We start from the raw sequence: 23,756 nt of genomic DNA on the forward strand, positions 1-23,756 counted from the left end.
CATGTCCCCGACCGTAGTGGTCATCGGCGGCGGTTACGGCGGAAGCGCTGCGGCCAAGGCCCTCGACGGCGTCGCCGACGTCGTCCTCGTCGACCCCAAGGACGCGTTCTTCCACGCCGTCGGCGCCCTGCGTGCCGTGGTGGATCCGGAGTTCCTGCCGAAGGTCTTCTTCCCCTACGACAAGCTGCTCACCAACGGCCGCGTGGTGCGCGACCGCGCGGTACGGGTCGAGCCCGGCCGCGTCACCCTCGCCTCCGGTGCCGAACTCGCCGCCGATTACATCGTGTTGGCGTCCGGCTCCGGCTACCCCTTCCCCGCCAAGGTCGACATCGACGACACGGCCGAGGCTCAGCGCAAGTACCGGGAGGCACACGACGACCTGCTGGCGGCCGAGCATGTACTGCTGCTGGGTGCCGGGCCGGTCGGTCTTGAGTTCGCCGGTGAGATCAAGGCCGTATGGCCCGAGAAGAAGGTCGTCATTGTCGACCCGGTGGCCGACATCCTCAGCGAGTACGAGCCCGGCCTGCGCGAGGAGATCCGCCGCCAGCTCGCCGCACTCGACGTCCAACTCGTCCTGGGCACACCCCTGAAGGAGAACCCGGCCACCGCGCCCGGCGAGCGCGGCACCTTCCACGTCAGCACCACCGCCGACATCGACATCACCTCCGACATCTGGTTCCGCTGCTTCGGCGTCGTCCCGCACACCGCCTACCTCGCCGGTGCCCTCGCGGACGTGCGGCTGGCGAACGGCGAGGTCGCCGTCACCGACACGCTCCAAGTCAAGGGCCAGGAGCGGGTGTTCGCGCTCGGCGACATCACCGACATCGGCGAGTCCAAGCGCGCCGGCTCGGCGTCACGGCACGCGCAGGTCGTCGCCGACAACGTCAAGGCGCTCATCGAGGGGTCCGGCGAACTCGCCGTCTACCGCCCGGGCCCCGCCGCCATCCTGCTGCCGCTCGGACCGAACGGGGGAGCGGCCCAACTCCCCGGCCAGGGTGTGCTCGGCGCCGACATCGCCGCCCAGTACAAGGGCGCGGACCTGCTGACGGGCCGCTTCGGCGAACTGTTCGGCACGGCTCCGGCTCAGCCCTGACGCGGGGGCGTCGGCCGTACGGCCGGGTCGCGCAGGAAGGTCTCGTCCTGGATGCACTTTGCGTGTCCAATGGGCGAAAGTGGCGGCGACCAGGTGCCGCCACGTCGAGTGATGAGCCGTAAGTGGATACTCTTTCGGAGTAAGGAGTAGGCCGTGATGACCGAGTGAGCGGAGCCCCCATGTCCCTTCCCGTGCTGTTCGGAGCGAACGTCGACCCCGTCTGGGAGGACCCGGGGGAGCCCCTGCGGGTCACCCGGCAGGTGGAGCGGGCCGGCCTCGACCTCGTCACGGTCCAGGACCATCCGTACCAGCCCAGGTTCTACGACGCCTGGACGCTGATCAGCTACCTCGCGGGCGCCACCGAGAAGGTCACCTTCGTACCCACGGTCGCCAACCTCCCGCTGCGGCCGCCCGCGATGCTCGCGAAGTCCGCGGCCAGCCTCGACGTGCTCGCCCCTGGGCGGATCCAACTCGGCCTCGGCGCAGGGGCGTTCTGGGATGCGATCGAGGCCATGGGCGGGCAGCGGAGGGAGCCCAAGGAGGCCGTGGCCGCGCTCGACGAGGCCATCGAGGTCACCCGGCTGATGTGGAGCGGCGAACGCTCCGTGCGCTTCAAGGGTGAGCACTACTCACTCGCCGGTGTCCACCCAGGCCCCGCTCCGTCGCCGGGCCTCGGGATCTGGCTCGGTGCCTACGGTCCCCGCATGCTGGCGCTCGCGGGCCGCAAGGCGGACGGCTGGATGCCGTCGTACGGCTTCCTCGGTCTTGACCGGCTGGGGGAGGCCGTCGCGCGGCTCGACGGGGGTGCGGCGGAGGCCGGGCGCGACCCGGCGTCGCTGCGCAAGATCTACAACCTCAACGGGCTGATCAGTCCCGCCGAGTCCAGCGTGCCGTTCCAGGGAACCGTGCGGCAGTGGGTCGACCAACTTGCCTCCCTCGTGCGCGAGTTCGGGATGAACGGGTTCGTCTACTGGCCTGACGCCGACCATCTGCGCCAGCTGACCGTGTTCGCGCTGGAGGTCGTGCCGGGGGTGCGGGCGGCGCTGGCCGACTGATCGGAAGGCGGGGCGTGGCGGGGTGGGAACAGAATCCTGGCTTCCCTGGTTGTCTGGAGTAATCAGGTTGTATTTAGTAACCTGAACCCTCCAAGGAAGGTGCAGTCATGACCACCCCGCTCCCGCTCCCGGCCCTCGACGGGGCCACCGCGCTCGTCGCCGGCGGCACCGGAAACGTCGGGTTCTTCGCCGTGGACGCGCTGCTGCGCGCGGGCGCCGACGTGCTGGTCCCGACGCGCAGCAACGCCAAGTTCGACCGGTTGCGCTCTCGCCTCGACCCGGAACTCCGCGACCGGCTGATCGGACTGCCCGGTGACATCGGCACCCCGGAAGGCGCCAAGGAGATCGCCGAGCAGGCGAGCGCCCGCACCTTCGGTGGTCTGGACGCCGTGGTGTCCACGGTCGCCAGTTGGCACCCGGGGCCGCCCGTTCTGGCCGGTGGCTACGACGCGTTCCGCGAGGTGATCGAGTCCACGGTCTACCCGCACTTCGTGATCGCCGAGGCGCTGGTGCCGGTGCTGAAGTCCGGCGGCTCGTACACGACCGTCAATGGTCCCGTCGGTTTCACCGAGGCCGTCCACTCATCCACCGGACCGATCGCCGCGGCGACCGCCGCCCAGAACCGTCTCGTCCTCGCGATGGCCGACGAGACGGGCGGCGACCTGCGCGTCAACGACATGGTGATGTGGGCCTACTTGGGCCCGAACGGCACCCGCCCCGGCTCGCCGCTGCAGGGCGAGGAGGTCGGCGCGTTCCTGGCCTGGCTCGCCGGTCCGGAGGCGGCGCATGTGCACGGCCGGACCATCCATCTGCGCACCCCCGACCAGGTACGCCGGACGCTGACCGGTGCCGCGCGGTCCGGCGACCTCGGCTGAACGGGACCGCGGACACCATGAACCTCCACGAACTGGCCGGTGGCAGCGAGGCCTTCCACCGGATGACCAAGACCTTCCTCGCCAAGGCCCAGGCCGACGACCTGCTCGGCGCGATGTTCGCCGGACTGGACGACCACGCCGGGCACATCGCGGACTTCTTCGTGATGACCTTCGGCGGTCCCGACGACTACCTGCGCGAGCGCGGCGACCTGCGCTTCCTGCTCAAACAGCACGTGGGGCTGCGCATCACCGAGGAGCAACGGCTGCGCTGGATCCGGCTGATGACCGAATCGGCCCACGAGACCGGCCTGCCGGAAGCGTTCGTCACCGTCTTCGTGAATTTCCTCCAAGGCCCGTCCCGCAACACCACCCGGGTGTCCCACCTGAGCCCGGCCGAGGCCCGGGCGATGCTCGGCGACTGACATCCCCGACGACCAGCTTCCGCCTGCCAAGTAACTCCCCCTAAGGAACAGCACCATGAGCACTCCGACTGCAACACCCCTTGACGGCAAGGTAGTTGTCGTCCCCGGCGGCACCGGCAACGTGGGCGAGGGCATCGTCCGAGCCTTCCTCACGGCGGGCGCCACGGTCGTCGTCCCCAGCCGCAGCCAGTCCCGTCTGGACGCGCTGGCCAAGCTGATCGGCCCCGAACTCACCGGCAATCTCAAGACCATCGAGGCCGGCTACGGCACCTTCGACGACACGGACGCGCTGGCCACGAAGCTCGTCGAGGAGCTTGGCCACATCGACCACGTGGTCTCCGCCGTGGGCGGCTGGTGGATGGGCAAGGCCCTCTGGCAGATCAGCGAGGAGGACTGGCAGAAGGTCTTCGTCGACGTCGCCACCTCGCACATGGCGCTGGCCCGCTCCTTCGTCCCCCGGCTCGCGGAGGACGGCAGCTACACCGGCATCGCCGGCTTCTCCGGGCAGAAGCCCTACCCGGCCGCGGGGATCGTCAGCATGCAGGGCGCCGCGCAGCTGATGATGCGCGAGGCGTTCAGCGCCGAACTGAAGGGGCAGCGGCGCATCAACGACCTGATCCTCGGCCCGGTCATCAACCGCAGCCGCCCGGGCGGCGACCCGAACTGGCTCACCGCCGACCAGGTCGGCGAAGCGGCGGTCGCCGTTGCGCGTACCCCCTCGATCGCCGATGAGCATGTCGTCCTGGACACGGTCGAGGACCTCAAGAAGACGCTTGCCCGCGCGGCGGGCTGATCGTTCACCCTCCGCGCACCGAACGTCGTGACTGCGGGGTTCGGTGTCGCCTGCTCGAAGCCTGCTCAACGCGCTTGCCCCACCGCACGGTTGCCGCATCGTCCTCTGAACGGAATGCCACCAGCATGAGCACCAGAACGAACCGAGACCGGACCGCCGACCCGGCCGCCCCCGCACCCGGCAAACTCGGGCGCAGCGTCTTCATCGCCGCGGTGGCCGCCATCGGCGGCTTCCTCTTCGGCTACGACAGCGCCGTCATCAACGGCGCGGTGATCGGTATCCAGCACCACTTCGACGTCTCCTCCACCGAGACGGGCACGGTCGTGGCCACGGCACTGCTCGGCTCCGCCGCGGGCGCCGCCATGGCGGGCCGGCTCGCCGACCGCCTCGGTCGACTACGGGTGATGCACACGGCGGCCGCCCTCTTCGCGGTCAGTTCCGTCGGTTCCTCGCTCGCGCACTCTGTCTGGGAGCTGGGCGCCTGGCGGTTGCTGGGCGGCATAGCCATCGGCCTGTCCTCGGTCATCGGCCCGACCTACATCGCCGAGATCGCACCGGCCGCGTACCGGGGCCGTCTCGCCTCGTTCCAGCAGGGCGCCATCGTCCTAGGCATCACCGCCTCCCAACTCGTCAACTGGGGCATAGCCAAAGGCGCTGGGGGCCGGAGCGAGAACTCCCTCGGCCTGCTCGACGCCTGGCAGTGGATGCTGCTGGCCGCCGTAGTACCGGCGGTGTTGTACTACGTGCTCACGTCCCGCATCCCGGAGTCGCCGCACTACCTCGTGGCCCGCGGCCGTATCGACGAGGCCCGGCAGGCGGTGGCCGAGGTCCAGGGCACCGAAGCGGACGCCGACACCCGTCTCGTCGAGATCGAGCACGCCCTGCGCAACGCCCACAAGCCGCGCGTACGCGACCTGTTCGGGGGTTCCTTCGGTCTGCTGCCGATCGTCTGGGCGGGCATCGGGCTCGCCGTCTTCCAGCAACTCGTCGGCATCAACGTCATCTTCTACTACTCGTCGATCCTGTGGCAGTCGGTCGGCATCGACCAGTCCGGCTCACTCTTGATCAGTCTCTCCACGTCGATCGTCAACATCATCGGCACGGTGGTGGCGATGCTGTTCATCGACCGCGTCGGACGCAGGCCCCTCGCACTGATCGGTTCGGTGGGCATGGCCGTGTCGTTGGCTCTGGCGTCCTGGGCGTTCTCGTACAAGACCGGCTCGGGCGACAGCATCTCCATCCCCGACACACAGGGCACGGTGGCCCTCGTCGCCGCCCACACCTTCGTCTTCTTCTTCGCCGTCTCCTGGGGCGTCATCCTGTGGGTCATGGTCGGCGAGATGTTCCCCTTCCCCATCCGCGCCGCCGCCATGTCCGTGGCCACGGCCTTCAACTGGCTCGCCAACTGGGCCGTCACGGAGAGCTTCCCGCGCATGGCGGACTGGAACCTGTCGGCCACGTACGCCTGTTACGCCGCCTTCGCGCTGGTGTCCGGGGTGTTCGTGCTGAGGGTGGTCAAGGAGACCAAGGGCCGACAACTGGAGGACGCGACCTCGGTCTGAGGAACGGAGACGGGGCACTGTTCGCGCATGAGCCATCCCCCGCCGGCGGCTGAGGCGAGTGTCTGCCGTGGATGTCCGTCCGCTCTCGGGTCGTCCCGGTGAACTGCCTGTTGCCGACGAGCGCGGCGAGGGGCATGCAAGGCTCGCAGGTAGTGCCGATGAGGCCAGGGCCGCGCGGGGGCCGTTCGAGGCGCGGACGCCCTGCCGGCCGGGGCGTTGGTGCCGCGGCGGCAGGTCGAACTCAGTGTCTGTCGCGCCTGCGCGCACAGTCCCGTCGGCGGTGTCGTACGGGTCGGGCTGGCCGTTGACCCGTTGCGTCCCGGTGCGTGCGAAGAACCCGCGGGCCTGTGCGGACCAGCCGAGCAGGGGCAGGCGGTGTTCGCGGACGACACCGAGGACGGTGGCGTCGGCGTGGAGACTGCCCTCCAGCAGCGCCGGATCGGGTTCCGCCAGGCTGAACTGGTAGGTGCCCACGAGGGTGTGACCCCGTTCGGCCAGCTCGTGCGCGAGTGAAGTCAGGTGCTCCGCCCGCCAGTTGGAGACGCCGACGCCGCGGACGTGTGCGGCCTCGACGAGGCTCACGAGGGTGTCGGCGAGTTCGGTGACGGGCCGGGCCGGATCGTCGCAGTGGTACAGCGGGAGGTCGATGACCTCGACGCCGAGGTTGTCCAGCGAGGCCCGTACATGGTCATGCACGTTCTGGTGGCTGAGCGGCATGTCCTGGCCGGTGGTGTCGTGACCGATCTGGGTGGTCACGCCGAGCGTTCCGGGGTTCCTGCGCAGCCACGGGCCGACGGCCGCCTCGGCCCGGCCGCCCGCGTTGGCGTGTCGGTGGCCGGGCCGTGGAGTGGGCAGCCGAGAGATCTGGGCGTGGTACCGGTGCCGGGTGCCGGCAGGTTGCCCTGTTCCTTGAGCACCTGGTGTGCGAGGTGGTGACCGGGCAGGCTAGTTTGCTCGGGTGAGTCTCCTTGATGATGTGGCCGAGCGTGACGGCTGGCGCTGCTGGGTGTGTGACGAAGCGGTCGACCCTGACGAGTCGGTGAACGACCCGCGGGGGCCCAGCGTCGACAGCCGGACCGCCGACCGGAAGGCCAAGGTCGCCGAGCGGCTCGCGCACCGTGGGTGCAACACCCGTAAGGGCGCGGTCAAGGTGGTCATCGCCTGGCCGGACCGCCTGTACGTGGTCGAACCCGCGCCGCTGATCACCGTTGCGGGGAGGCTGGAGCGTAAGGGGGGCCGCGAGATGGTCGGCCGTTGCCCGACCAGGCGGGACGCCCAAGAGGCGGCGGATTGGCTCGTGGACCGGTTCTCCCGACTTGTACCGGGGCTGCCGGTGACCGCCGACATCGAGGCGGGCGGCGGCCAGTTCCTCGTCATCTTGGCCACCGGCCGCCGCTGACCGAGGCGGCGATCTTGACGATGGCTGGGCCCTGGGCGTTGCCGTTGGCGATGATGGCGCTGCCCTCGCCGGTCGTGTCACTCAAGCGTGCCCAGTAGCAGCCGTAGTGTTCTTGCCCTCGCTGCGGTAGGTGCCGGCCCGGATGTCTTTGCCCACTAGGAAGGTTCCATCGCCGGGAATCCCTCCCTTGGGCGTGGCCTCCTGCTGCGGCCCGGCAGTGGCGCTGGGGGAAGCGGAACCCGCCTGTACGGCTGCGCCCGTCGCGGTGGCCGTCACGGTCACCGTTGCGGAAGGAGAGTCCTTGCCCCCTCCAGATCCGACGATGCCGATCAGGACTCCCATCAGCAGTCCACCGAGAGCGACCGCGGTGTGACTGATCCATCCGCGGAGGGATGAGGCACGGACGGCAGGGGACGGCGTGTGGTCCGACGTCGGTCCCGGAGGCGGACCTGCGGGTCTGTTTCCGCTCATGTCCACGGAGTGCGCCTGCCTTCTTCGGGGTGCACGGCGGCACTTCTTCGTTGCCGGCGACGGCAATGGCCACAGGTGTCGGCGTACACGTCGAAGGGGTCCTGGCCAGATACGGGTGTACGCCGACAACAGGGCCCGGCGTGCGGCTGGCGCCGCGAGCAGCCAGCTGCATGGTCGGGGTACGGATACCGTCCTGCTTGATGACCACCACCGACACGATCGCGGCCTTGGCTCTGGCCGTGGCGATGGTCGCTGCTGTTGCCGCTGTCGGATCCTGGAAGGCGGCGCGCGACTCCCACGATGCCGCAGCGCCCCTGTCTCGGATCGAGCAGCAGCCGGCCTCGCCATCACCGAAACCCACGCTCCGGACTGACCACCCGCCGGTCAGGTTGCAGCAGCCGGCAAATCTCCGGCCGTCAGCAGCGACAACAGTCCGATGCCCTCGGCGACGAGGGCATCGGCGCAGCCTTGCTCACGGTCGATCACGCACAGAGCCTCGAACGCCTGGGTCCCAGACCGCGCAGGTCCGCAGACGACAGTACGATCCGTCCGCCGCTGGTGACCACATCCAGGCGGACAGGTTGACCTTGGTCGACAACCCGTCTACCAGGAGCTTCGCCTGTTCACGGACACCACCCGCACGCCAACTCGCCGCCCGATCACTCAAGTTGAAACCGCTCAGTCAAGCCTTTCACATCGTGATTCGGAGCGGCTCCCACGGAAACGCGCTGGTCAGTCGAAGATGGCGCAGTTGACCGCGTCCATCACGGCCGCGCCGGTCTGGTGCGCCTGTTTGGTGAGAGTGGACGTGGCGAAGAAGAAGGCGGCGGTTCGTTGGCCGGTGGAGTCGGTGACGTTGTAGGTCGCGTAGCCCGGGACGATGCCGACGTGGTCCCAGACCGTGCCGCAGTCGGTCTTCGCCGTTTCGATGCCCAGCCCGTAGCCGAGTTCGTCCGGGTCTCCCGGCCCGTTCTCCGGCACGGTGGTGCGCATCTCTGTCAGTTGGGCGGCGGGCAGCAGGCGGCCGGACATCAGCGCGCCGTAGAAACGGGACCAGTCACCGGCGGTGGACACGATCGCGGCATCCGCTCCGTCGGCCGTGACGTAGTCGCCGGTGACGTCCACGTGGTCGTCATGCTGCGGTCCGGCGTAGTTCCTGAACTCGTCGGGGACGTCCGGTGGCATGTGGGCGGCGTCGGGTTCGTAGCCGTGAGCGTGCCGGTCGTGCCAGGCGGAGCCGGTGGCGTAGAAGGTGTGCCGGAGCCCCAGGGGTCCGGTGATCCGGTCGCGGACCAGTGCCGCCAGGTTCTTGCCGGTGGCCTTCTCCAGGACAGCGCCGATCGCGATGTAGTTGGTGTTGCTGTACGACCATGCGGTGCCGGGCTCGAACAGCGCCGGGTGTCTGCTCACCAGGCTCAGGATTTCCGTCGACGTCCATACGTGGGAGTCCCGCCCGGTGAGGGCCGGTGCGAGGGCAGGGTCGTCGGTGTAGTCGAACAGCCCACTGGTGTGGTTGAGCAGCATGCGCAGGGTGATCGCTCTGCCGTTGCGCACCTGGCCGGGCAGCCACTTGTCGACCGGGTCGGTGAGGGCGAGTCTGTGCTCAGCGACCAGTTGCAGGAGGAGGGTGGCCATCACGGTCTTGGTGTTGGACGCTTCTCGCACCTCGTCGTCCGCCGTGAGCCGATGGTCCTTCTTCGTCCAGGCGGCCTGCTCGGAGATCTTGATGGGCCTGCCGTGACCGTCGTCCACCCGCACGGTCACCCCGGGCACTCCTTCTTCCACCAGCTTCCGCGCCAACTCCCGCAGATGAGCGCGAGTCTCCACAGTGCTGTCCTGCCGGACCGCCGAGAGCGTCCGCTGGCCGACGGCCGCACTCTCGCGGACCGTGTTGGCACTCGACGGGGTCGCAGCGAGGGGCAAGAGGAGGGCCGCGGACACCGCGACTGTTGCTACTGCGCGAAACCCCGTCAGTTGCGGGCGCTGTCGAACACGCACCTTCACACGCACTTCATGCTCCTTCGAGAATCCGGGAAGGCCGTCGGGCACTTCGGGGGACAGCGAGGAGAACACGGGACTCCGCCCGGCGAGTTGCCGCCCGGCCCTGGGGCGAAGCCGGCTGCGGCGGGCGTTGCACAGCCCTGGCGAATCCCTCGGAGGATAGCCGAAGGCGGGGTGAAAGAGATGAGTATCTGTCAGATGCCGGGGTGCGGGGTCGTGTGCCCCGTCGGTAGAGGGTTCGGGCCGGGTGGCACAGGTAGCGGACGGTGACGAATACCCAGGCCAGGGCGATGAAGAACTCGATCTGGGCTTTCCGTCGTTCGGTGCTGTGTCGGAGTTCGCCGGAGTCTGCGTCGCAGTGATTGGCTGTAGTCTCGCGGGCCATCGATTCTCAGTAGCCTGCCCGGCATGACGATGCTGGGCAATTTCACGGCTCGCCTCGATCGGGTCGAGGCCGAGTTCGCACTGCGCCGCCTGGCCCACGACTACTGCGTGGGTGCCGATCATCGAGACCGTGTCCGCTGGGAGGCGATCTGGGCACCGGACGCTGTGTGGGAAACCGGCCCTGACCGGATATTCATCGGATTCGACGCTATCTGCGCCGCCGTGGAGCAGCAGTGGCGGACCTTCCCGGTCATGCAACATGCCACCGCCAACCACACAGTGGACATCGACGGTGACAGCGCGACGGGGCGATCGGATGTCGTGGTCATGGCCCAGCTTCCCGACCACCGGTGGAGTCTTGGAGGAGGCACCTACGAAGACGAATACCGCCGCGAGGAAGGGATTTGGCGCATCGCACGGCGCCGGGTGACACATCCCTTCGATCTTGCACCCCTGCCGCCAAGTGACGGACCGAGTCACGTCGTCGGTCTTGATGAGCCCCACACGTAGAAGCCGTCTGCCGGCGGCATGCCGGTCGAGCACGTAGCTGACGCGCTCCCATGCCGGGCGCCCCTGAACCTCCATGTCGGGGCGTCCGCCAGCACACGGGTGACGCGGTGCAGGCACGGTTCCCGATCACGGAGTTCTTACGTTTCATGATCTTTCGGGGTGTCCGTGCCTGCTGTTCCAGCATGCCTGCTCAAAGCCGGTTCGCGACCAGTTCCTGGCGCTTCTTCCTGACCGCGAGGACCGCCATCCGCTGGCTGTCACCACCCACGGATTGCGGACGAGGTCGTCTTTGACCGCCTGGTGCAGCGCTGCTGCGCGCTGCACATCGGCGAGCCGAGACCGGGCGGACGCGTCCTCGGCCACTACCACCACCGCATGAACACAGCCCCCGCCCCCTGAACGAGCCCAACACCCCGGCGACGTGGCCGATGCGGCGCCGGCAGCCTCGGTTCTCCCTCCCGGGAATCGGTATGACCGCGACCTCGTGTCGCGTTGCCGAGCCGGATCACCACCGGCCCGTCTCCGAGCCTCCGTGATGTCAGCCGTGGTGGGTGCCCAGCGTCCCCCGGAGGTTTCGGGTGAGCAGTTCGACGGACTGGGGGACGCCGACCGCGTCGTCCCCTCCGGCCGGGAGCCGTCCGTCCGTCGCCTTGAGGTCGGTCAGAGCCTTGTCCATCGCCTCGTGCGCGGCGAAGAGACAGGGGGTGCTGTAGATCGCCACGTCCACACCGAGTTCCGCCAACTCGCTCAGTGACAACCTGGGGGAGCGGCCGCCGGCGATCTGGTTGAACAGCAGGGGCTTGTCGCCGATGGTGTCGCGGATCCGGCGGATCGCCTCGATGTCACGCACGCCGTCCACCAGCACGACATCGGCGTCGGTGGCGGCGAGTGCTTTGGCGCGCGTGAGGATCTCGGCGTCGTCGGTGGCGTCGGTCCGTGCGACCACTGTCAGCTCGGTCCTCGAGTCCAGCACCCGTTCGAGTTTGTCGACGTACTCGTCGAGCGGCAGGAGCTGCTTTCCCGCCACGTGGCCGCACCGGCGGGGGCGCTTCTGGTCCTCCAGGATCACCCCCGAGGCACCGGCCTGTTCCAGACGTCGTACGACGTGACAGGCCACCTCCGGGTCGCCGTAGCCGTCGTCGATGTCCACCAGCAGGTGGTGTCGGGGGAAGGCCCAGCGGAGCCGTTCCGTGAAGGCCACGATGTCCGGCCATGCGATGAAGCCGATGTCCGGCAGACCGTAGTGGGACGCCGCGAACCCGAATCCCGAGACGAAAAAGCCGGCATAGTGCTGGGCCGCGATCGATGCCGAGTACATGTCGTACACGCCGATCAAAGGTGTGGTGCGGGCGGTGGCGATCGCGCTGCGCAGTGCGCTGCCGTGCGGCATTGAACAAGTCCCCTTGTTTCTGGCCAGGTTGGTGGTGTGCGCTCGGATAACGATCGATATCTTTTGGGAGTTACGCGGGTGTCTCTTCCGAGGATTTCGGTAGGTGCCTGGACCGCCGTCGTCGACGGGCCCAGGCCGCGGCCCGCGATACGTCCGCAGCGACCGAGCCCGTTACCAGAATGATCCCCTTCCCGTACGTTCGATCCCGCCCACGCGGGTCACGCTGCTGGGGAATCCCGCTCAGGTGTCTGGAGATCGCGGAGGAACCACGGCCAGGCGTCTTTGAGGTAGAGGCCGAAGGGTATCCACCAGATCAGGTCGTTGGTCGATACGAGGACGACCGAGTCCACCGGCCACTTTCCCGTGACGATCAGCCAGAGCAGGCCGACGGGGCCGAGGATCTTGCCGGTCATCCCGACCGCCGCGATGAGCCAGCCGCGGGCCGGAACGCGGGCCACCTCCAGATACAGGATTCCGTACAGTCCCAGGACCATGCCCAGCGTCGCGAAGATCTGCGGGGTGTTCGATGCGGCCATGCCGGTCAGGTGGAAAAACCACTGAGGGTTGTACACGGCGTAGCAGCCCCATGCGATGTTGTATATCCCCGCCGCGACGAAGGTCGTCCGGTGCAGCCGTACGGACTTCACTCGGCGGCCCCGCTCTGCGGCGGCCCGGGCCGGCGTGCGCCGACCCCGGGCGCCTGCCACGGCCAGCGCGCCAGCGGGCGCGGAAATCCGATGATGGCGTACGCGTCGCGTGTCACGGAGGCGAAGGTACCCACAGCGAGTGCCGACAGGCCCAGTCGCAACCACAACGGCACCGGGGCCAAGTCGATGGCCAGCCTGCTGGGCAGGTGCCGCCAGTGCAGGATCACCGGGATGAGATGGGCCAGCATCGTTCCGTAGACGATCGCCATGATCGTGTGGGTGACGCGCTCGCCGGGCAGTAGTCCGCCCATCGGTTTGCGCACCTGGTCCTTGATGATGAAGTCGGCCAGGGCGATCGAGATCTCGCAGAGGAGCAGCGCGGCGAGGACGATCGCCCATGCGTCCCGCCACGCGATCCACGGCAGGGTGCCGAACACCGCGACGTAGATGAAGCTGCGTCCCGCGTGCAGTTTCAGTTCCGGTTGCAGGCCGGGCAGGTGCGTCGGCGGTCGGCCGCGGATCTCGTGAAAGCAGACGGCGTCGAAGCCGCCCAGCAGGCCCAGTACAGCCAGCAGCCACAGAGCGTCAGCCATCGATGTACTCCTCGATATAGCCGGTGTAGGAAAGCAGCAGGCCCGTCAACGCCACTGCCCCGGGCGCACCCTCCGCTGCCCCCGCTGACGCTCGGCGGGGCCGCTCCCGCGAGGAGGGCATTCCTCAAGAGAAGTAAGCCGTGCTGTGGATCCCGGTTTCGAGGTGTGGCGCCAGCACCTGCTGCTACCACCCTGCTACCATTCGCGTGTGACTTCCGAGAAGAAGCAGACGCAGGTCAGGCTGGATGGGAACGTGCTGGAGGCCGGCAAGGCAGCCGCGCGCGCCCGCCGCCTGGACTTCAACAAGTACGTGGAGCGGCTCATCGTCGAGGACACTACCGGCGCCCGCGCTGCCGGTATGACGGCTGCCCAACGGCTCATTGATGAGCACGGTGGCTTCCTCGATGATCTGGAAGAGCAGTTCGACGCGCCGTACGCCGATCCGCAGTCGGGCGCTGCCGCGTGATCCTGCACGTCGACGAATCCTGGATCCTCGAAGTGGCGGAACGGACCGGGCACCGTGACCCTGCCCCTGACGACTACGGCGTGCCCATCGCCGCCGTTGCCCGCCACCACGGGGAACTCCTCGACACCCCCGTCTACGACGGCCCTTACGCCCGCGCCGCCGCCCTGGTACACACCCTGGGCCGCTGCCGCTGGCTGGAGCGCTCCAACCTGACAGTCGCCTGCGCCGTCGCCGTCATGTACCTCGAAGCCAGCAACATCCCCGTCAACCCCACCCGCGAGCAACTCACCGCGCTCGCCCATGAGTTGAACAACCCGCGCTGTACCGCCGACCGGATCGCCTCCTTCCTGCGTACCTGGAAACCCTGAGATCCGGACGGGCCGGTGGCCGCCTCCGACTTTGCCGGTCCGTACGGCGGTAGGGACGATTCCGGCTTCGCACCATTGCCGCAGCAGCTGCATCGCCGAACCGGGCTCGCCGGTGGGCGCCGACGACGGACGGCTCGGGGAAGTGCGGTTGGCCCAGGCCGAGTTCAGCGGGGGTGAGCGTGCAGGACTGGCCGGTGGCCTCGGTCTCGGCCAGCAGACGAGCCGCCCGGGCCCGGGCGTCGCCGACGGCCTGGGCGATCCGATCCGCGACCGCAGACATGGCCGGAAAGCGCCTCTACCGTGCCGCCAACCGGTGGAACAACCGCCAGCAGACCTGCATCGTCGGCGTCGGCTTCGCGTACGCCGGGTCCCGCTGCCGGTACCGCTACGGTATGCGCGTATGCACCGGCGGCTACGGTCTCCACGCCCGCGGCGGAGCCACGCTCGGTACGACGTACTTCACCTGGAACAACAGCACCTTCACCTCCAGAGTCCGGATCCGGCACGAAAACCCCCACAAAAGGCAATGGATGAAGTACGGATGGCGCTTCGCCTACATGTACCTCAGAGCTGGCGGCAACCCATGCCACAACAAGTGGGAGCCTCGCGCGAACTGGACGGACGGCGGCCAGCCATGCTGAGCCAACTCCGGAGAGTACCCGTGTGGCCCTTCGCGGTGGGGGGCTCGGTACTCGTACTCGCTGTCCTCGCGGCCGTGGGCACATGGGTGTACGGTCCGACCCGACCACGACCATCCTGGCCGGGATCCGGATCGACGACTCCCGCATCTCGGTCAAGATGCCTACCTGCCAAACGGACACGGTGGGAACAGTCGAGGTGTACAACAGCGATTCCGCGAAACTGCTGTGGCGGGCAAGCGGCCCGAAGACCCCTGCGGGGAAACGAGGTTCGGTCACTTTGTGGAAGCCAGACGATTTCCACAAGGCGAGTCCAAGAACCCAGCCGACGAACTTGCCGGCGAACCTCGACGTCTCCGTCATCTTCGCCGGGGTCGAAGAAGGCACCGGAAATGTGTTCAACGTCCCCAAGGCCAAGGCGGCACATATACCCGATGGGCAGTACTGGACCCGCAACGGTGCCAGAACCGCCACATAGATCGACGCACAACTCAAATGCAACAGCGACGAGTGAAGGGAAACTGACAGACAATGCCTGATGAGCGAGGCGCACCCCCTGTCGGTCGCGGCTGACTTTCGAGATGGTGGATCCCCGAGGAATTGACATCGCGATGGGACGGCTCTCTGTTGACACTCAGTGAGACACCGTGCGAAGTCGCAGGTCACAAGCGCGCCGTAAGACATGGACGATGAGTTTCTACAAACTTGGCCGCGACATGGGCCGAGGGTATGTCGGCCGCCTGCGTCGCCGTCGCCTTCTTCGGAGCCTCCGCAGTTCCCAGGGGCGGGGCCGCCACCGAACTCGTCATGCTCAGGAGGGTGATGGTCATCGTGAGAGCTGCGCTGCCCGCCGTCTATCGACCGATCCCCTTGCGCTGCGGCCGCCCGCGCCGTCGCGGCGCGGGTTTGTGAACCGCCATCATTCTGACCTCTTCGATGACTCGCCACGTCGAGTGCGTCGCGATCCTTGAACCGGTGGCCATGGTGACGGTGGGATCTCGCGGATCCGCCGCAACCGGCGACTGCGTGTGCCTTCCTTGCTCCAGCAACGGGCTGTGCCCGGATGCGTCGAGGATGGCGGGGCGGGATGGCCCGCACCGCCCGACACGCGTCCCATCCATAGGTGGCGCCAGGTAACGACTACAATTTTGTAGACGGTCTGCTGAACGGCAGACGTTGACGGAGGTGAGGTTGGTCCCCATGACCGACGAGAGGCGGCCGGCCGGTGAGCTCGAAGCCGCCGTCATGGCTGTGCTGTTGACCGCCGGTGCCCCGCTCACGCCGGGGCGGGTGCAGACCGGGCTCGGCTTCGGACTGGCCCGCACGACGGTGACGACGATATTGACCCGGCTGCATGAGAAAGGCGTCGTCAGCCGTGAACGGCAGGGCCGGGGATACGCCTACTCTCCCGTGCAGGACGCTCCCGGTCTGACCGCGCGGCGCATGCACACCGTTCTCGACCGGGACGCCGACCGGGAGACGGTCCTGGCCCGATTCGTCGCCCAGCTCAACCCCGGCGACGAGGAGTTCCTGCGCCGGCTTCTGGAGGGTGACGAGCGATGACGGCTCTGCTGCTCGTACCGTTGGTGCTGCCCTTCCTCGCGCCGATACTGGCCCGCCGAACCTTCGACCGTCTGGCCCCCGCCACCGCGCTGTGGGTCCTCACCGCCTCGGCCTTGGCGCTGGCGGCAACCTGCGTCGCCGCTCTCGGGGCCCTGGTTCTGACGGGACTGCTTAAGTTCCCCGCTTTCGCCGCCCTCGGTGAACTCGTTCACCCCCTGCGCACCCCCTCGGACTACCTCGTCCTTCCCGCCGCCGCGGCGGCCACCGGGGTGCTCACCCTCGGCGCATGGACCCTTGTGCGCTCGGCCTTCCTTCAGACTCGTGCCTTCCGTACCGCTCGAACGCAGGCCGACCGCCGCCCTGCCGCCGGCGACCTGTGCGTCGTCGATTCGCCACATCCGGACGCGTACGCGTTGCCCGGGCGACCCCACCGGATCGTCGTCACCACCGCGATGCTGCGCAGCCTGGGACCCGCCGAGCGCGAAGCCCTCTTCGCCCATGAACGCGCCCACAACCGGGCCGGCCACCACTACTTCCTGGCCGCCGCCGAACTCTCCGCCCACTGTCACCCCGCGCTGCGCGCCGTCCGCGACACCATTCGGCTCGCCGCCGAGCGGGACGCCGACGAGGCCGCGGCCGGCGCCATCGGCGACCGGCGCCTGATCGCCACGGCCATCGCCCGCGCCGCTCTGGCCAGCCACGCCGCGCAGTCCGCCCGCCCGGACTTCGCGCCTGCGGCGACGACCGGCCCGGTTCCGCAACGCGTCACCGCACTCCTCGAATCCTCCGAGGGGCGCTCGCGCCCCACACGCTGGACCGCGTTCCTCCTCGTGGCCTGCACGGTCCTGTCCGTCGCTGCCGGAACAACCGGCGTAGTCGCCTTTCATCACCAGGTGGAGATAGCCCAGGGCGAGGAGGGCCCATGACCGGTCCGGCCCGGCGACCGACCGGCGCGCTCCTTTTCGTGCTGCGCATTTCACGCTGTGGGACTGGAGCTTCTCCCGATACGGCGGCCAGGTCGTCGGTGTTCACCGGCCCGCCGCTGTTCACGCGGGTGTTGCCGTGAGGCTGGTGACCAGGCCGAGTTCGACCTGGTCGCGGGTGCTCAGCCACGCTACGACCCTGACTGCCATGACCGCTGGGTCCGTCTCGGCGCCGGCCTCTCCTGCTCCGTACACGCCGTTCTCCAAGTGCGATTGCATTCTGCCGGTGTGCGCGTGGCGCGGCCGACTGGGCCAGGCGCCCCCTGCGCCGGGAGCGGCGCTTCTCATGGCGCTTGCGTCCGGCCAGGCTGCTCGGGTCCGGTCCGCCGCCGAGGAGTGAGCCACGGGATCCGCGAGGGACGTGGGTCGGGTGCTTTCCCTTGGCGGGGCAGATCGGTGATGCGGGCGCGTGCGATCAGCTCCAAGGTGGTGGCGACGGCGACCGCCTGAACGGCCATCAGAGCGACGAGAACGAACAACTGCACCGCGCCTGCGGTGACGGGGTCGGCTCCGCCGAGCAGCATGCCGACGAACGCGCCGGGCAGTGTGACCAGCCCGACCGTTCGGGTCTGGTCGAGTCCTGGCACGAGCGCCTCTGAAGCGGCCGAACGGGCGATCTCCACCCGGGCGTCGCGATCGATCATGCCCAGTGCGAGCGCGGCTTCGACCTCGCCGTGACGCAGCCGCAGCACTGCCAGGCTCTGCCGTCCGGCCAGGACCGTGGCCGTCATCGCGCCGCCGATCAGGATGCCGGTGACCGGGATCATCGTGATACCGGTCAGCGGCACGAGGCCGGTGGACAGCAGCAGTGAGACAGCGGGGACCACTCCGGCCGCGATCGGCACGGCCGTCCACCACCATGTGCTGTCGGAGGTGATGCGGCGGCCGGCCGTACGCACGGCGACCGTGAACATCAACGCCAGGAACACGGGCAGCCCGGTGGGGGAGTGGGCGACCCAGCCGATGACCACGGAGACCAGCACGAGCTGGACGGCCGCGCGCAGGCCGGCGGTCACTATCTCCCTGGCCCGGCTGGTGCCCTGATCGGGCGTCAGCTTGGCGAGGGCGGCCACGGCGACGGCGGCGGCGAGAAGGACGGCCAGGACCCAGGCGAGAGTCGCGTTGACCGGGAGCAGAGCGGCCGAGGCTGTCAGCAATGGCATCACCGTGGAAGGGTCGGGCCCTGGCTGCGACCGTGCTCGGGCTGAGTCGGCTGCACGGGAGAGCTGCTCAGAAGGTGATGCTCCGGCCCTCGTTCTGAGGTGTGGTGCGGTCCGGAAGCGTCCCTGACCCCGCGTCCTCCTGTCTGCGCCTTGAAAGCGGCATGACCGTCGTCACGCAAGCAACGGTGCCCACGAACAGCAGTACGGCCACACGTAGTCTACAGATCTGTAGACGCTTAACGAAGCCGGGCCTGACTCGCAGTCGAAAGGGGTAGGTCCGTAGCGGCCGAACTTGCCCGTATCGCCAGGGAGATGCGCGACACCGTCGCCCATGACGGCGACCGATCCGGAGTTCTGCCGCCCCGGCTTAGCACCGAGCGGGCCGCCGCGGTCGGCCAATCAGCCGCCCTTCGCGCGCAGTTGACGGGGACCCGCCGGTCGTCGCTCGACCGGGGCCCGTCAGAGCTCCAGGCGGTAGCCGTGCCCTCGCAGGGTGGTGATGCGGGGCAGGCTGCTGGAGTTGGCCGAGGCATCGGCGGCCTCGGTGAGGTGGCGGCGCAGGCCGGCCATGGTGACGTCGAGGGTCTTGGTGGAGCCGAACCAGTTCTCGTCCCAGACCTCGGCCATCAGGGTCTCCCGGGAGACGGCCTCGCCCGGGTGCTGGGAGAGGACGGCGAGCAGGTCGAACTCCTTGGGGCGGAGCGGGACTTCCTCGTCGTGGAGGGTGCAGCGGCGGGCGGAGACGTCGAGGACGAGGTCGGCCAGACGGACGGGTTCCGGTGGAGGCGAGGCGACGGCGCGGCGGCGCAGGTGGGCGCGGAGGCGGGCGAGCAGCACGGAGAGGCTGAAGGGTTTGACGAGGTAGTCGTCGGCTCCGGCGTCCAGCCCGGCGATGACGTCGATGTCGTCGGTGCGCGCGGTGAGGACGATGATCAGCAGGTCGGGGCGGCGGGCGCGTAGGTCGCGGGCGATGTCGAGGCCGTCCATGTCGGGCAGGCCCAGGTCGAGGAGCAGGACGTCGTACGAGGACCGCGCGGCCTCGGCCAGGGCGCCGGAGCCGGTGCGGTTCCAGGTGGGTGCGTAGCCGTTGCCGCGCAGGCCGGTGTGGAGGTGGCGGCCGATGGTGTCGTCGTCCTCGACGACCAGGACGCGCGGTCGGCCGTGGTCGGCGGTGGCGGGCATGCGCATGGGCGACAGCCTAGAAGCGGGCGGCTCGCCGGTCCGGTAGGGCGCGGTCACAGGTCGCGCAGTTCCTCGACGGCTGGGCGTCCGGCGCTGCGGATGCCGTTGAGGGCGGCGGCCAGTACGGCGGCCACTGCGGCGCCCGCGGTCAGGAGCAGGTAGCCGGAGGGCACGGAGAGGCTGGCCGGGGGTGGGTCGAAGACGCCTGTGAGGACCTTCACCAGCATCTCCGACAGCGTCCAGCCGATGAGCGCGCCGCCCGCCAGTCCGCCGGAGGTCAGCAGCAGGGCCTCGGTGAGGACCATGCCGCGCAGTTGGCGGGGTTTCGCGCCGAGCACGGTGGCGATGGCGAAGGTGCGGCGGCGTTCGGCCAGGCCGAGGGCGAGGACGAGTCCGCCCGCTCCCGCCGACAGGAGGACGGCGAAGGCGAGTTCGATGCGGGTCAGGCCGGCCAGGTCGACGGAGGTGAGGCTGGTGCCGACGGTGCCGCGGGTCTGGGTGAGGTCGGTGACGGTGGCGCTGGTGCCGAGCTGTGTCCGCAGGTGGGCGGCGATCTGCTGCTGGTGGCTGCCGCCGGTGTCGAGCAGGAACGCGCCGACCGCGTCGCTGCCGGTTGCCTTGGCCACGTAGGCGGCGTTGGCGACGAAGAAGCTGTCCTTGGGGGCGGTGGGGAACTCCTTGACGATTCCCGCGTAGTGGAAGGGGACGGTGCGCAGCGTCTTGGTGTGGGCGTCCTGGATGCGGAGGTTGACGGTGTCGCCGGGGGAGAGCTGGAAGTCGTGGACGGTCTCCACGCTGACCAGGAGGTTGTCGGGGCGCCCGGCGAGACGCCGCATGAGTTGGTGGGCGGTGCCGCCGGAGAAGTAGGCGTCCTGGAGCGAGGTGGCACCGGCGATGGTGTCGGGGCGGACGCCGTAGAGGTCCTGGAGGTCGGAGCCGACGTAGGCGAAGCGGTGCTGGACGGGCTCGACGTGTCGTACGCCGGAGACCTTCAGCGTGCTCGCGGCGCCGGGCGGGACACGGGCGCCGGGCGGTTCGGTGACCGTGACGTCGGCGCCGTTGGTGAGCCGGGCGTCGGCCTCGGCCTGCTGGTGGTAAGTGGCGTTGAAGACGGCGGTGGAGAGGGCGAAGGACACCGCCAGGGCGAGCAGCACCACGGAGCGGGCCAGCGGGCGGCGGCGCCGGGACAGTACGGCGGCCGTGGTGCCGGCGAGGGTGGCGGTCAGCGGGCGCGCGAGGCGTGCCAGGGCCGGGCGGCCGTGGGTGAGGGCGAGCAGGGTCAGGCGCCACAGCAGCAGGGCGGCGCCGATCCACAGCTGGGCCGGGCCGAGGAAGGCCCAGTAGGAGACGGAGAGGGTGGGCACGCCCTCGGGGGCCAGGACGAGGGCGTACTGGTTGCCGGAGGAGGCGCGGAAGACGAGCCAGGAGCCGATGAGGAGCGCGAAGTCGAGGCCGTAGCGCATCCACCAGGGGGAGCGGGTGGCGCGGACGGCGTTCTCCTTGCGGGTGTCGGTGACGGTCACCGAGCGCAGGTCGCGCAAGGCGGGGACGAGGACGGCGCAGGCGGCCACGGCGGCGCCGAGGACGAAGGCGATGCCGTACCAGATGACCCAACTGGCCGCGCTCGCGCCGAAGGAGGCGGCGCCGAAGGCGAGGCGTCCGGTCAGTGCGGCGATGCCCAGACCGGCGGCTCCGCCCACGCCGCCCACGAGTGCGGCTTCGAGGCCCGCGAGCGTGGTGATCTGACGGGGGCGCAGGCCGCGCAGCCGCAGCAACCCCTGTTCCTGGCGGCGGCGTTGGCCGCCTGCCGAGGTGACCGCGGCGGTCAGTGCGGCGGCCAGGACGGCGCCGGGTACGCCGAGGAAGAGGAAGAGGATCTGGGCGTAGAGGGCGTCCTGGCGGGCGGAGTCGAGGGCGGCGCCGAGGTTGTCGCCGACGAGGGCGCCGCCCGCGGTCTTGGCTTCGAGGTGGTGGGCGGCGCCGGTGACGGTGCTGAAGGCGGCGGCGGGGTCGGCGGGCAGGCCGGCGTCGCGGGCGACGTGGATCTGGGTGGTGAGGGTGGTGGCGCCGTGGGTGAGGGAGGTGAACCGGGCGGCGGGCAGGAGGATGACGTTGTCGGGGGGTGCGGTCGGCTGGGACTGGGTGGGGGCGCCGACCTTCTGGAACAGGGAGTCGGCCTGGGGCAGGTCGACGACGCCGTCCACGCGCACCGGGTGCGGTCCGGTGCCCGGCAGTTGGATGGTGACGGTGTCGCCGGGGGCGGCGTGCAGGTTGGCGGCGGTCTGCTGGGCGAGCAGGACGCCGGTGGGTGAGCCGGAGAGGGTGCGGATTGCGTCGGGGAACAGGTGCCGGTAGCCGGGTGGCAGGCCGAGGACGATGCCCGGGCCCGTGGTCTGGGTGCTGCCCTGCACCTGGGCGGTGAAGCCGGTGGTGCGGGCGTATCCGACAGGGAGGGCGGCCCGGGTGCCGGGGTCGCTGCGGACCTGCCGCAGAACGGAGTTGGGGTCCGCGCCGGGTTGCACCTCGACCTGCCAGTCCACGGCGACGGAGCGGACGGCGCGCTGGGTCATGGTCGCCTTCGATGCGGTGAGGAAGGAACCGAGGGCGGCGACCAGGGCGACGGCGAGCGCGATGCCGGTCATGGCCGCCAGCAGCCGTCCGGCTCGATGGCGGGCCAGACTCCTTGTCCACGAGGTGATCATGGCGTGTCCTCCGGTGCGAGCAGCCGTCCGTCGCGCATGGCCCGCCGGACGGTGAGTCGGGCGGCGACGGCGGGGTCGTGGGTGGTGACGACGAGGGCGGCGCCCGTGCGGTCCGCCGCCGCCAGCAGGGCGTCCAGGACGCGGGCGCCGGTGGCGTGGTCGAGGCGGCCGGTGGGCTCGTCGGCGAGGACCAGCCGTGGTTCCTGGGCCAGAACACGGGCCACGGCGACCCGCTGGGCCTGGCCGCCGGAGATCTCCTCGGGCAGCCGGTCGGCGAGGTCGGCCGCCCCGACCAGACCGAGGGCCTCGGCGACCGGACGACGCGTCCACTCCTCCGACCGCCCGGCGAGAACGAGAGGAAGCGCGGTGTTCTCCGAGACGTCCAGCGCGGGGACGAGGCTGTCGGCCTGGAACACCAGCCCGATGTCGGCGCCCCCGCCGAGCCCGGGCCAAGAGACGGCGCCGCTGGTGGGGCGTTCGAGCCCGGCCAGCAGGTGAAGCAGGGACGACTTGCCCGACCCGGACGGGCCTACGATCGCCAGCCGGTCGCCGACCCGGACGCTCAGGTCGGTCCCGTGCACGGCCACCACCGCCGTCGCGCCGTGTCCGAAGGTCAGTGCCGCGTCCTCGCAGAGGGCGAGGATGTCAGTGCCGGACATCGCTCACCTCCGGTGTCTCCCGCGTTCGCCCGTCGGTCGGGGCGATGAGCTGGTCGGTCCCGACGATGACCGCCGTCGCCGTCGTGCCGCGTCCGAAGTCCAGTTCCCCGTCTTGGCAGGCGATGAGTACGTCAGTGCCGGACATCGCTCGCCTCCCGAGTTTCCCGGGCCTGCCCGTCTTCCAGGGTGATCACCCGGTCGGCGATCCGGACCGCCTCCGAGCTGTGCGTGACGATCAGCACCGCACAGCCGTCGGCGGCCCGCTCCCGTACCATCCGCAGCACCAACTGCTCAGTACCGCCGTCGAGTTCGCCGGTCGGTTCGTCGGCCAGCAGCGCGGCGGGGGAGTTGGCGAGGGCGACGGCCAGCCCGGCGCGCGCCAGTTCACCGCCGGACAGCTGCCGCGGCAGGGCGCGGGTTCGCCGGCCGAGTCCCACCTGCTCCAGCAGTGCCTCGGCCGTGACAGCGGGACGGCCGCGTACGGCCTGCTGGGCCAGGCGGATGTTGTCCCGCACGGTCAGGTGCGGCAGCAGGTTGCGGCTCTGGAGCAGGACGCCGATGTGGCGGGCGCGCAGCCGGGCCCGCTCGGTCTCCGGCCGGTGGCTGATGCGGACACCGTCCACATGGACGTCACCGCCGGAAGGCTCGTCGAGTCCGGCCAGGCACGCCAGCAGGGTGGACTTGCCCGCTCCGGAGGGGCCGACGACGGCGACCGTCTCGCCGCGCCGCACCGTCAGCGACACCCCGCGCAGGGCCAGGGTCTCCTCCTCGCCCGCGCGGTAGAAGCGGTACAGCTCGCGGGCGGTGAGCGCGTCGTCGTACGACGGGGTGGGCATG

General features: G+C 69.7%; 25 protein-coding genes and 2 pseudogenes. 15 read left to right on the forward strand and 12 right to left on the reverse strand.

The features are described from left to right. Position 1: 1 nt before the first annotated feature. The 6 genes from OO69_RS27995 (at position 2) to OO69_RS28020 (ending at position 5,800) form a co-directional block, all read left to right on the forward strand. Positions 2-1,093 carry an FAD-dependent oxidoreductase gene (locus OO69_RS27995; protein ID WP_033283575.1) on the forward strand — a complete coding sequence of 364 codons (1,092 nt, stop codon included), beginning with the start codon at positions 2-4 and terminating at the stop codon, positions 1,091-1,093. A gap of 179 nt (positions 1,094-1,272) precedes the next feature. Next, positions 1,273-2,148 carry an LLM class flavin-dependent oxidoreductase gene (locus OO69_RS28000; protein ID WP_033283576.1) on the forward strand — a complete coding sequence of 292 codons (876 nt, stop codon included), beginning with the start codon at positions 1,273-1,275 and terminating at the stop codon, positions 2,146-2,148. Between the two features lie 107 nt (positions 2,149-2,255). Further along, positions 2,256-3,023 (forward strand): SDR family NAD(P)-dependent oxidoreductase, encoded by a 768-nt coding sequence (locus tag OO69_RS49550; RefSeq protein WP_051801239.1) that lies wholly within the window; start codon positions 2,256-2,258, stop codon positions 3,021-3,023. Positions 3,024-3,040: 17 nt separating this feature from the next. Continuing rightward, complete coding sequence (locus tag OO69_RS28010) at positions 3,041-3,445, forward strand: globin (protein ID WP_033283577.1); 405 nt, start codon at positions 3,041-3,043, stop codon at positions 3,443-3,445. Between the two features lie 55 nt (positions 3,446-3,500). Next, positions 3,501-4,238 (forward strand): SDR family NAD(P)-dependent oxidoreductase, encoded by a 738-nt coding sequence (locus tag OO69_RS28015; RefSeq protein WP_051801240.1) that lies wholly within the window; start codon positions 3,501-3,503, stop codon positions 4,236-4,238. 74 nt (positions 4,239-4,312) lie between these two features. Continuing rightward, positions 4,313-5,800 (forward strand): sugar porter family MFS transporter, encoded by a 1,488-nt coding sequence (locus OO69_RS28020; RefSeq protein WP_267885214.1) that lies wholly within the window; start codon positions 4,313-4,315, stop codon positions 5,798-5,800. 369 nt (positions 5,801-6,169) lie between these two features. Here the strand turns inward: OO69_RS28020 and OO69_RS53900 are convergent. Beyond that, a pseudogene (locus OO69_RS53900) lies at positions 6,170-6,556 on the reverse strand (aldo/keto reductase); the annotation flags it as partial. 202 nt (positions 6,557-6,758) lie between these two features. On the opposite strand from OO69_RS53900, the gene OO69_RS28030 reads away from it, so the two are divergent. Continuing rightward, the gene (locus tag OO69_RS28030) at positions 6,759-7,199 is read left to right on the forward strand and encodes a hypothetical protein (RefSeq protein ID WP_033283580.1); all 441 of its coding nucleotides are present in this window, start codon (positions 6,759-6,761) and stop codon (positions 7,197-7,199) included. A gap of 1,203 nt (positions 7,200-8,402) precedes the next feature. Here OO69_RS28030 and OO69_RS52565 read toward each other — a convergent pair. Beyond that, entirely contained in the window at positions 8,403-9,497 is a 1,095-nt protein-coding gene (locus OO69_RS52565) for a serine hydrolase domain-containing protein (RefSeq protein WP_199811044.1), read from the reverse strand. 582 nt (positions 9,498-10,079) lie between these two features. Here OO69_RS52565 and OO69_RS28040 point away from each other — a divergent pair. Together OO69_RS28040 and OO69_RS51425 are read left to right on the forward strand one after the other, a co-directional pair. Further along, entirely contained in the window at positions 10,080-10,565 is a 486-nt protein-coding gene (locus OO69_RS28040; RefSeq protein ID WP_051801242.1) for a nuclear transport factor 2 family protein, read from the forward strand. 165 nt (positions 10,566-10,730) lie between these two features. Continuing rightward, positions 10,731-10,871 (forward strand): annotated as a pseudogene (locus tag OO69_RS51425) (IS5/IS1182 family transposase); the annotation flags it as partial. Positions 10,872-11,103: 232 nt separating this feature from the next. Here OO69_RS51425 and OO69_RS28045 read toward each other — a convergent pair. The 3 genes from OO69_RS28045 to OO69_RS28055 form a co-directional block, all read right to left on the reverse strand. After that, entirely contained in the window at positions 11,104-11,955 is an 852-nt protein-coding gene (locus OO69_RS28045) for an isocitrate lyase/PEP mutase family protein (protein ID WP_033283581.1), read from the reverse strand. Positions 11,956-12,173: 218 nt separating this feature from the next. Further along, positions 12,174-12,602: a hypothetical protein gene (locus OO69_RS28050; protein ID WP_051801243.1), complete on the reverse strand. Its 429-nt coding sequence runs from the start codon at positions 12,600-12,602 to the stop codon at positions 12,174-12,176. Next, positions 12,599-13,195 carry a hypothetical protein gene (locus OO69_RS28055; protein WP_033283582.1) on the reverse strand — a complete coding sequence of 199 codons (597 nt, stop codon included), beginning with the start codon at positions 13,193-13,195 and terminating at the stop codon, positions 12,599-12,601. Before OO69_RS28055 ends, OO69_RS28050 begins: the two co-directional genes overlap by 4 nt. Positions 13,196-13,403: 208 nt before the next feature. Here OO69_RS28055 and OO69_RS28060 point away from each other — a divergent pair, with 208 nt between their 5' ends. The 6 genes from OO69_RS28060 (at position 13,404) to OO69_RS28085 (ending at position 17,156) form a co-directional block, all read left to right on the forward strand. Then, positions 13,404-13,661 carry a hypothetical protein gene (locus OO69_RS28060; RefSeq protein ID WP_234444549.1) on the forward strand — a complete coding sequence of 86 codons (258 nt, stop codon included), beginning with the start codon at positions 13,404-13,406 and terminating at the stop codon, positions 13,659-13,661. Continuing rightward, positions 13,658-14,029, forward strand: coding sequence for a hypothetical protein (locus tag OO69_RS28065; protein WP_033283583.1), 372 nt, complete (start codon positions 13,658-13,660; stop codon positions 14,027-14,029). Before OO69_RS28060 ends, OO69_RS28065 begins: the two co-directional genes overlap by 4 nt. Before the next feature lie 179 nt (positions 14,030-14,208). After that, complete coding sequence (locus tag OO69_RS49555) at positions 14,209-14,670, forward strand: hypothetical protein (RefSeq protein ID WP_158713425.1); 462 nt, start codon at positions 14,209-14,211, stop codon at positions 14,668-14,670. Positions 14,671-14,752: 82 nt separating this feature from the next. Beyond that, complete coding sequence (locus OO69_RS48930; protein WP_051801245.1) at positions 14,753-15,145, forward strand: hypothetical protein; 393 nt, start codon at positions 14,753-14,755, stop codon at positions 15,143-15,145. A gap of 722 nt (positions 15,146-15,867) precedes the next feature. Further along, the gene (locus OO69_RS28080; protein WP_033283584.1) at positions 15,868-16,230 is read left to right on the forward strand and encodes a BlaI/MecI/CopY family transcriptional regulator; all 363 of its coding nucleotides are present in this window, start codon (positions 15,868-15,870) and stop codon (positions 16,228-16,230) included. Then, positions 16,227-17,156 (forward strand): M48 family metalloprotease, encoded by a 930-nt coding sequence (locus OO69_RS28085; RefSeq protein WP_033283585.1) that lies wholly within the window; start codon positions 16,227-16,229, stop codon positions 17,154-17,156. Before OO69_RS28080 ends, OO69_RS28085 begins: the two co-directional genes overlap by 4 nt. Positions 17,157-17,276: 120 nt before the next feature. Here the strand turns inward: OO69_RS28085 and OO69_RS53570 are convergent, their stop codons facing one another. From OO69_RS53570 to OO69_RS28110, 7 genes are all read right to left on the reverse strand, one after another. After that, a complete protein-coding gene (locus OO69_RS53570) occupies positions 17,277-17,408 on the reverse strand; it encodes a hypothetical protein (RefSeq protein WP_267885215.1) in 132 nt (43 codons plus the stop codon). A gap of 89 nt (positions 17,409-17,497) precedes the next feature. Beyond that, on the reverse strand, positions 17,498-18,376 hold the full coding sequence (locus OO69_RS28090; protein WP_158713426.1) for an ABC transporter permease: 879 nt from the start codon (positions 18,374-18,376) through the stop codon (positions 17,498-17,500). A gap of 459 nt (positions 18,377-18,835) precedes the next feature. Then, entirely contained in the window at positions 18,836-19,564 is a 729-nt protein-coding gene (locus OO69_RS28095) for a response regulator transcription factor (RefSeq protein WP_051801246.1), read from the reverse strand. Positions 19,565-19,611: 47 nt separating this feature from the next. Then, positions 19,612-22,260, reverse strand: coding sequence for an FtsX-like permease family protein (locus tag OO69_RS28100; protein WP_033283586.1), 2,649 nt, complete (start codon positions 22,258-22,260; stop codon positions 19,612-19,614). After that, on the reverse strand, positions 22,257-22,919 hold the full coding sequence (locus OO69_RS28105; protein WP_033283587.1) for an ABC transporter ATP-binding protein: 663 nt from the start codon (positions 22,917-22,919) through the stop codon (positions 22,257-22,259). Before OO69_RS28105 ends, OO69_RS28100 begins: the two co-directional genes overlap by 4 nt. After that, positions 22,906-23,064, reverse strand: a complete 159-nt coding sequence (locus OO69_RS52015) for a hypothetical protein (RefSeq protein ID WP_158713427.1) — start codon at positions 23,062-23,064, stop codon at positions 22,906-22,908. The genes OO69_RS28105 and OO69_RS52015 overlap by 14 nt, the downstream gene beginning before the upstream one ends. Next, positions 23,051-23,755 (reverse strand): ABC transporter ATP-binding protein, encoded by a 705-nt coding sequence (locus tag OO69_RS28110; RefSeq protein WP_033283633.1) that lies wholly within the window; start codon positions 23,753-23,755, stop codon positions 23,051-23,053. The genes OO69_RS52015 and OO69_RS28110 overlap by 14 nt, the downstream gene beginning before the upstream one ends. Between the last annotated feature and the right edge of the window lies 1 nt (position 23,756).

This window comes from Streptomyces sp. NRRL F-525 (assembly GCF_000716605.1).
GTDB lineage: Bacteria > Actinomycetota > Actinomycetes > Streptomycetales > Streptomycetaceae > Streptomyces.

What these genes read in the sequence shown, in the direction of transcription:
- OO69_RS27995 (WP_033283575.1), top strand. Translation starts at nt 2, where the DNA reads ATGTCCCCGACCGTAGTGGTCATCGGCGGCGGTTACGGCGGAAGCGCT.
- OO69_RS28000 (WP_033283576.1), top strand. Translation starts at nt 1,273, where the DNA reads ATGTCCCTTCCCGTGCTGTTCGGAGCGAACGTCGACCCCGTCTGGGAG.
- OO69_RS49550 (WP_051801239.1), top strand. Translation starts at nt 2,256, where the DNA reads ATGACCACCCCGCTCCCGCTCCCGGCCCTCGACGGGGCCACCGCGCTC.
- OO69_RS28010 (WP_033283577.1), top strand. Translation starts at nt 3,041, where the DNA reads ATGAACCTCCACGAACTGGCCGGTGGCAGCGAGGCCTTCCACCGGATG.
- OO69_RS28015 (WP_051801240.1), top strand. Translation starts at nt 3,501, where the DNA reads ATGAGCACTCCGACTGCAACACCCCTTGACGGCAAGGTAGTTGTCGTC.
- OO69_RS28040 (WP_051801242.1), top strand. Translation starts at nt 10,080, where the DNA reads ATGACGATGCTGGGCAATTTCACGGCTCGCCTCGATCGGGTCGAGGCC.
- OO69_RS28045 (WP_033283581.1), bottom strand. Translation starts at nt 11,955, where the DNA reads ATGCCGCACGGCAGCGCACTGCGCAGCGCGATCGCCACCGCCCGCACC.
- OO69_RS28055 (WP_033283582.1), bottom strand. Translation starts at nt 13,195, where the DNA reads ATGGCTGACGCTCTGTGGCTGCTGGCTGTACTGGGCCTGCTGGGCGGC.
- OO69_RS48930 (WP_051801245.1), top strand. Translation starts at nt 14,753, where the DNA reads ATGGGTGTACGGTCCGACCCGACCACGACCATCCTGGCCGGGATCCGG.
- OO69_RS28080 (WP_033283584.1), top strand. Translation starts at nt 15,868, where the DNA reads ATGACCGACGAGAGGCGGCCGGCCGGTGAGCTCGAAGCCGCCGTCATG.
- OO69_RS28085 (WP_033283585.1), top strand. Translation starts at nt 16,227, where the DNA reads ATGACGGCTCTGCTGCTCGTACCGTTGGTGCTGCCCTTCCTCGCGCCG.
- OO69_RS28090 (WP_158713426.1), bottom strand. Translation starts at nt 18,376, where the DNA reads ATGCCATTGCTGACAGCCTCGGCCGCTCTGCTCCCGGTCAACGCGACT.
- OO69_RS28095 (WP_051801246.1), bottom strand. Translation starts at nt 19,564, where the DNA reads ATGCGCATGCCCGCCACCGCCGACCACGGCCGACCGCGCGTCCTGGTC.
- OO69_RS28100 (WP_033283586.1), bottom strand. Translation starts at nt 22,260, where the DNA reads ATGATCACCTCGTGGACAAGGAGTCTGGCCCGCCATCGAGCCGGACGG.
- OO69_RS28105 (WP_033283587.1), bottom strand. Translation starts at nt 22,919, where the DNA reads ATGTCCGGCACTGACATCCTCGCCCTCTGCGAGGACGCGGCACTGACC.
- OO69_RS52015 (WP_158713427.1), bottom strand. Translation starts at nt 23,064, where the DNA reads ATGTCCGGCACTGACGTACTCATCGCCTGCCAAGACGGGGAACTGGAC.
- OO69_RS28110 (WP_033283633.1), bottom strand. Translation starts at nt 23,755, where the DNA reads ATGCCCACCCCGTCGTACGACGACGCGCTCACCGCCCGCGAGCTGTAC.